1 protein-coding gene is annotated in these 706 nt (G+C 45.0%); it reads right to left on the minus strand.

Going from position 1 to position 706, the window contains the following annotated elements; all coding sequences use genetic code 11:
- Positions 1-26: 26 nt before the first annotated feature.
- Complete coding sequence (locus ADICYQ_RS31230) at positions 27-671, minus strand: M48 family metalloprotease (protein ID WP_020894238.1); 645 nt, start codon at positions 669-671, stop codon at positions 27-29.
- Positions 672-706: the final 35 nt, after the last annotated feature.

Raw genomic sequence — 706 nt, forward strand, 5'->3', positions numbered from 1 at the left:
GCAGGCTCCTCCATACCTGCTTCTTTTTATTTGTCAGCATCCTGATGTTCCGGCGCATTCTCTTCTTTCTCCGCATGTTGAATCCGTTCCATGATCGAAGGATGGCTGCCTCTGAAAATCTTCACAAGCACCGGAGGATCAACCTGGCTCAGCCCCGTCACGGCCAAATCCTGAAACGTTTTAACAGCCGCTTCTCTGTTCTCTGTCAACTCGATCCCATACTGGTCAGCCTTATTCTCCTGATAACGCGAGACAGCATTAGAAAAAGGCGTAACCGCAAAGCTCAAAACAGAAAACAAAAGCAATAACAGCGGAAGTGCCGCAAGATCATGCCGCCCTTCTAAATGAAACATGCTGCGGGTTAGGCGAACCGTCCGCTTGTAAAGCTTATCAATGACATAAAATCCGGCGAGCGACACGAGCAAATAACCAGCCAGACCGATGTAAACGTGCTTCATGACATAATGGCCCATTTCGTGGCCCATAATAAACAGAATTTCTGAATCGTCAAGTTTGTTCAGTGTCGTATCCCACAATACAATCCGTTTATTGGCCCCAATTCCTGTAACATAGGCATTCAGCGCATTTGTTTTTTCTGACATGTTCACTTCATATACATGATCAGCCGGAATATTGGCTTCATCTGCCAGCTCTAAAATTTTGCTTTTCAAGCTCTTTGTTTTTCAGCGGATAAAATTCATTGTAT

Source organism: Cyclobacterium qasimii M12-11B (assembly GCF_000427295.1).
GTDB classification, from domain to species: domain Bacteria; phylum Bacteroidota; class Bacteroidia; order Cytophagales; family Cyclobacteriaceae; genus Cyclobacterium; species Cyclobacterium qasimii.